The organism is Micromonospora phytophila (assembly GCF_023656545.1).
Classification (GTDB): domain Bacteria; phylum Actinomycetota; class Actinomycetes; order Mycobacteriales; family Micromonosporaceae; genus Micromonospora; species Micromonospora phytophila.
Genome location: NZ_JAMOKF010000334.1, coordinates 1 through 5,790, shown reverse-complemented (window position 1 = coordinate 5,790; position 5,790 = coordinate 1). Strand labels below are relative to the sequence as shown.

Here is a 5,790-nt window from a genome sequence, read left to right as displayed (position 1 = left end):
CGGCCCGCCCGCCGATCCCTACCCCACGCAGGCGTACGGCGGCGTTGCGCCGGGCAGCCCCGACCCCACCCGGGCGTACGGCGGCCACCCGCAGCAGGGCGGCTACCCGCCGCCGGGCAGCCCCGACCCCACCCGGGCGTACGGCGGCCACCCGCAGCAGGGCTACCCGCCGCCGGGCAGCCCCGACTCCGCCCCGGCGTACGGCGGCTACCCGTCCGCCCAGCCGGGCCCGGTCAGCCCCGGTCCGGCGTACGGCGGTCAGCCCTTCGCACAGCAGGGCGGCTTCCCCACCGGCCAGCCGTACGGCGAGCCGAGCGCCCCGCCGGCGAAGAAGTCCCGGCTCGGCCTGATCCTGTCGCTGGTGCTCGCCGGACTGCTGGTGCTCTGCGTGGGTGGTGGCGGCCTGGCCTACGTCGCCCTCTCCGGCGACGACGACCCCGCCCCGGTGGCCGGCTCGTCTCCCGGCGCGGGCGCCACGCCGAGCGCCGCGGCGACGGCGGAGGAGTCCCCGTCGGTGGAGCCCAGCCCTGAGCCCCGGATCCGGCTGGTCACACCGAAGACCCTCGCCGGCCGTCCGAAGAGCACCGACCCGGAACTGCGGGCGCTGGCCGACGAGATGGTCACCGACATGAAGTCGACCGTGCGCAACGAGACCGGCGCCGTGGGCGGCTTCTACGGCAGCCCTGCCAAGCGGAACATGCTCATGGTCGTCGCCGCCTCCGGCTTCGTGCTCGACCCGGCGAAGGAACTCGACGACGCGGTCGAGGAACTCTCCGGCGAACTGGCCGTCACGAAGATGACCGCCGTCCCCCCGGGGCCGCTCGGCGGCGAGGCCAGGTGCGGCAACGGGAAGTCCTCCGACATCCCGCTGGGCGTCTGCGTCTGGGCCGACCAGGGCAGCGTCGGGATGATCGTGATGTTCTTCTCCTCCGCGACCAAGGCGAAGGCGCAGTTCGCCACGATCCGGGGGCAGATCGAGAAGAAGTCCTGACCCCACGGGGGTGAGGGCGCCGTCGCGGTGCTCGGTGCGTGCCACCACGGGCGCGTCGGCCCGCGACCGTCCACCTCGACGGACCCCGCACCCCCCTCGCCGGGAGGATCCGGCGGGGTGGAGGGTTGACCGAGAACACGCGTTCCTTCCCGCAGACCTGGAGCTGACCCGTGTCCCACCCACCGCACAACCCCTACCCCGGCCAGCCGCAGAGCGGCCCGCCGTACGGCTCCTACCCGCCGCCGCAGCAGCCCGGCTCGTACCCGCCGCCGCCGCAGCAGCCCGGCGGATACCCGCCGCACCAGCAGCAGCCCGGCGGATACCCGCCGCACCAGCAGCAGCCCGGCGGATACCCGCCGCCGCAGCAGTCCGGCGGATACCCGCCGCCGCAGCAGTCCGGCGGATACCCGCCGCCGCAGCAGTCCGGCGGATACCCGCCGCAGCAGCCGGCCGGCTCGTACCAGCCGCAGCCCGGCTCGTACCAGCCGCCGCAGGCCGGCGGATACCCGCAGCCGGGCGCCGGACCGGGACAGCCCTACGGTGACCCGGCCGGCCCGCCGCCGGCGAAGAAGTCCCGCGTCGGCAGGATTCTGCTGATCTCGCTCGCCGTGGTGCTGGTGCTCTGCCTGGGCGGCGCCGCGGTCGCCTTCTTCGCCCTGCGGGACGAGGTCAAGGAGACCGTCGACGCCACCAAGACCCGGGTGGTCGCGCCCGCGACGCTCGCCGGCCGGCCCAAGGTCAGCGACCCGAACCTCCTCGACGCCGCCAAGCAGCTCGAATCCGGGCTGAAGAAGTCGATGCCGGACGCGACCAGCACCGTCGGCGCGTTCTACGGCACCCCCGCCGAGCGGGATCTCGTCATGGTCGCCGCCGCGTCCGGGTTGAACACCGACCCGGACAGGACGCTCGACGAGGCCGTCAAGGGCGCGGCCGAGAGCGACGTGCAGCTCGGCGAGATGAAAACCGTGGACGCGGGCCCGCTCGGCGGCGAGGCCAAGTGCGGCGACGCCAAGGCGGCCGAGGTTCCGCTCGGCGTCTGCCTCTGGAGCGACAAGGGCAGCCTCGGGATGATCATCATCTACTTCAAGTCCGGCGCGGAGACCCAGGCCGAATTCGCGACCATCCGCGGGCAGATCGAGCAGCGTTCCTGACCCGTACGTCGGCGTGACCGGGCCCCGTCCGCCGAGGTGGACGGGGCCCGGTGCCACGTCAGCCCGCCGTGGCGGCCCGCTCGGCGGCGCTGCGCAGCACGCAGAACTCGTTGCCCTCGGGGTCTGCCAGCACCACCCAGCCGGAGCCGTCCGGCCGGGTGCGGTCGGCGACGTGGACGGCTCCGATTTCGAGCAGCCGCCGCACCTCCTCGTCCCGGGTCCGGTCCGTGGGCTCCAGGTCGAGGTGCAGGCGGTTCTTCACCGTCTTGCCCTCGGGCACGGCCAGGAAGAGCACCTCCGGCCCGCCCGGGGGCAGCAGCATGGCCTCCGGGTCACCGGGGAAGTCGTCCGGCTGACGGGGACACTCGAAGACCTGCGCCCAGAATCCGGCCAGGGCGTACGTGTCGCGGCAGTCGATGCCGATGTTGTGGATTTTCGCGCTCACTGTGTCTCCTCCTTCGTGGACGCCCGCTCGGCGGCGCTGCGCAGCACGCAGAACTCGTTGCCCTCCGGGTCGGCGAGCACCGCCCAGCCCGTTCCGTCGGCGCGCCGGTGGTCGGCGACCAGGGTGGCGCCCAGGCCGAGCACCCGCTCGACCTCGGCGTCCCGGGTCCGGCCCGACGGCTCCAGGCAGATGTGCACCCGGTTCTTGACCGTCCTGGCCTCCGGCACCTCCTGGAAGAACAGGTTCGGCAGGGCGCCGCCGGGCGGCAGGACGGCCACCTCCGGGTCACCCGGAGCGTCGTCGGCGTGCCGGGCGTAGCCGAGCACCTCCGACCAGAAGCCGGACAGGGCGTACGGGTCGTGACAGTCGAAACTGATGTTGCGGATCCGTGGATGCACGGGTCCCCCTCCGTTACGGATGGAGGCGCCCCGCAAGCGTGGGAGTCAGCCGGCGGTACGGGGCGCGGAGATCATGACGGTGGACATCGACGCACCCCCCTCCGGTCCTCGGGCTGACGCCATGATCCTTCCACCGGGCCGACGCCCGCCGCAACCCCCGACTCCTCACCACCCGGTGAGGGGTTCGGAGCCGGTCACCGCCGGGGCGGCCTCCGCCGCCGGCAGGGTCACCGTCACCTCCAGCCCGCCACCTGGCTGGGCGATCACCTTCACGGTGCCGCCGTGCGCGTCGCAGACCGCGCGGACGATGGAGAGCCCGAGGCCGGAGCCGCGGGCGCCGGTGCGCTCCCGGCCACCGCGCCGGAACGGCTCGAACAGCCCCGGCACGTCGGCCTGGTCCACCTCGAAGCCGGTGTTCCCCACCACCAGCCAGGAGCGGCACCCGTCCGAACCGGTACGCACCCAGAGCCGGCCGTGCAGGTGGTTGTAGCGGACCGCGTTCTCGATCAGGTTGCCGGCCAACCGGTCGAGCAGCCCGGGATCGCCGACCACCGGGGCGGACTCCAGCGAGGTCTGCACCCGCAGCCCGATCCGTTCCACCTCCCGGCGTACCGCCGAGAGGGCGTTGGCGGTGCCGGCGGCGAGGTCGCACTCGGTACGCCGGCCGAGCCGGCGGCCGGCCTGCGCCTCGCTGCGGGCCAGCACCAGCAGCGCGTCGACGAGCCCGTTGGCGCGCTCGGAGGCGTCCCGGACGACGGTGGCCATCCGGCGGTACTCGCTGGTGTCCGCCTCGTCGTCGCTGAGCGTCACGTCGATCTCGGTCCGCATCACGGCGAGCGGCGTGCGCAGCTCGTGCGAGGCATTGGCGACGAAGCGTTTCTGCGCCTCGAAGGCGGCGGCGATCCGGTCCAGCATCGCGTCGAAGGTCTGGGCCAGCTCGGCCACCTCGTCGTCCGCGCCGGCCCAGCGGATCCGCTGGTCCAGCGTGGTCTCGCCGAGCCGCCGGGCGGTGGCGGTGACCTGGTGCAGCGGGCGCAGCGCCCGGCCGGCCACCGCGTACGCCCCGGCCACCCCGACGACACTGATCGCCAGCAGCGCGACCAGGCCCTTGGCCAGCAGTTCCCGGGAGGCGGCGTCGACCAGTTGCCGCTGCCACTGCGCGGCGTCCAGCGAGCGGCCGTCGGCCAGCACCACCGTGGTGCCGGGTAGCAGCTCGTCGGTCGGCCGCAGCGCGTCGCGGACCAGCAGCCAGGCCAGCAGCACCAGGATCGCGCCCGCGCCGACCAGCAGCACGCCGTTGAGCAGGGTCAGCCGCAGCCGCAGGGTGGGCCGCAGCCGGGGCCGCCGGGTCACGACATCATCCTCGGTTCGCGACTGCGGGGCTCGCAGACCCGGCTCACTCCTCGCGCTCACGGTGACACCTCAGTAAGCGACTGCGGGGCTCGCAGACCCGGCTCACTCCTCGCGCTCACGGGGCCACCTCGGCCGTGCGGTAGCCCGCGCCGACCACGGTCTCGATCAGCGGCGGGTCGCCCAGCTTCCTGCGCAGCGTCATCACGGTCACCCGGACGATGGTGGTGAACGGGTCGGTGTTGGCGTCCCAGACCCGTTCCAGCAGTTCCTCGCTGGAGACCACCGCGCCGCGGGCCTTGAGCAGCTCGCAGAGCACGCCGAACTCCTTGTTGGTCAGGTCGATCGGCTGCCCGCCGCGGGTGGCGACCCGGCGGGCCGGGTCGAGGACCAGGTCGGCCAGCGCCAGGACCGGCGGGGCGGCCGGGGTGGCCCGCCGGCCGAGCGCCTGGACCCGGGCGACCAGCTCGTCGAAGGCGAACGGCTTCGGCAGGTAGTCGTCCGCGCCGAGCTGCAACCCCTCGACCCGGTCGGCGACGGTGCCGCTGGCGGTCAGCATCAGCACCCGGGTCAGGGCGCCGGAGGCGGCCAGGTCGGCGCAGATCTGGTCACCGTGCACGCCGGGCAGGTCCCGGTCCAGCACCACCACGTCGTACCGGGTCACGAAGGCCGCCTCGTGGCCGCTGTCGCCGTCGTAGGCGACGTCCACCGCCATGCCCCGCTTGCGCAACCCCCGCGCTATCGCGTCGGCGAGGTTGCGCTCGTCCTCGACCACCAACACCCGCATCCCGGCCTCCTCGCGCCCGACCACCCGCCAACCTAGTGCCGGCCGCCAAACCGGCGTCCGCCGCCGTCGGCGCCCCGCCGCCGTTGCAGAAAACCTTCGCCGTACGCGATGCTTCCGGCAGCAACCTACGACCACGGACGGACCTGCCATGACCGACGCCGCGCCACCGGTCCGGAGGGACATCGCCTACCGGGGCTTCCGCCTCCTCGATGACGGGGAGCAGGGTGTGGCGACCGGCGTGCGCGCGGGCGGACGGGGCCTGGAGCCGGTCGGTCCCGGCGACGTGCTCGACCACACCGCCGCCGACGGCCGCACCCGCCGCTACGCCGCCGGCAGTTGGACCTCGCCGCCGGTGACGGTCGGCTTCGCCGTGCACGAGGTGGTGCCCTCCTGGACCGCGGACACCCCGCCGGGCTGCTGGCTCCGCGTCGAGCTGCGCGGCTGGGACGCCGACGCGCCCGCCACCGGGTGGTACGTCCTGGCCGACTGGGCGGCCGACGACCACGCGTTCCGCCGGACGTCGGTGCCCGGGCAGCGCGACGCCGACGCCCGGGTGGAAACCGACACCCTGGTGGTGACCGGGGCGACGGTCACCGGCTGGCAGGTCCGGGTGACCCTGTTGCGGCCGGCGGGCGCCGACGTCGGCCCGGTGCTGCGCACCGTCGGCG

Annotated in this window: 6 protein-coding genes and 1 pseudogene; 3 read left to right on the top strand and 4 right to left on the bottom strand. The window is 74.4% G+C overall.

Annotated elements, in window-relative coordinates; translation table 11 throughout:
* On the top strand, positions 1-991 hold a 991-nt coding region (locus NCC78_RS26580; RefSeq protein ID WP_250797893.1), incomplete at its 5' end, for a chromosomal replication initiator protein DnaA.
* A 170-nt stretch (positions 992-1,161) separates the two neighbouring features.
* Positions 1,162-2,142, top strand: coding sequence for a hypothetical protein (locus tag NCC78_RS26575; protein ID WP_250797892.1), 981 nt, complete (start codon positions 1,162-1,164; stop codon positions 2,140-2,142).
* Positions 2,143-2,200: 58 nt separating this feature from the next.
* Here the strand turns inward: NCC78_RS26575 and NCC78_RS26570 are convergent, their stop codons facing one another.
* From NCC78_RS26570 to NCC78_RS26555, 4 genes are all read right to left on the bottom strand, one after another.
* Entirely contained in the window at positions 2,201-2,587 is a 387-nt protein-coding gene (locus NCC78_RS26570) for a VOC family protein (RefSeq protein ID WP_250797891.1), read from the bottom strand.
* Positions 2,584-2,985, bottom strand: a complete 402-nt coding sequence (locus tag NCC78_RS26565; protein WP_250797890.1) for a VOC family protein — start codon at positions 2,983-2,985, stop codon at positions 2,584-2,586. The genes NCC78_RS26570 and NCC78_RS26565 overlap by 4 nt, the downstream gene beginning before the upstream one ends.
* A gap of 165 nt (positions 2,986-3,150) precedes the next feature.
* On the bottom strand, positions 3,151-4,338 hold the full coding sequence (locus NCC78_RS26560; RefSeq protein WP_250797888.1) for a sensor histidine kinase: 1,188 nt from the start codon (positions 4,336-4,338) through the stop codon (positions 3,151-3,153).
* Between the two features lie 115 nt (positions 4,339-4,453).
* Positions 4,454-5,122, bottom strand: coding sequence for a response regulator transcription factor (locus tag NCC78_RS26555; RefSeq protein ID WP_250797886.1), 669 nt, complete (start codon positions 5,120-5,122; stop codon positions 4,454-4,456).
* A 148-nt stretch (positions 5,123-5,270) separates the two neighbouring features.
* On the opposite strand from NCC78_RS26555, the pseudogene NCC78_RS26550 reads away from it, so the two are divergent.
* Positions 5,271-5,790 (top strand): annotated as a pseudogene (locus NCC78_RS26550) (peptidase C39 family protein); the annotation flags it as partial.

Bases quoted from the DNA above. Each gene is read 5' to 3' on its own strand.
- NCC78_RS26555 (WP_250797886.1), bottom strand. From the start codon at position 5,122: ATGCGGGTGTTGGTGGTCGAGGACGAGCGCAACCTCGCCGACGCGATA.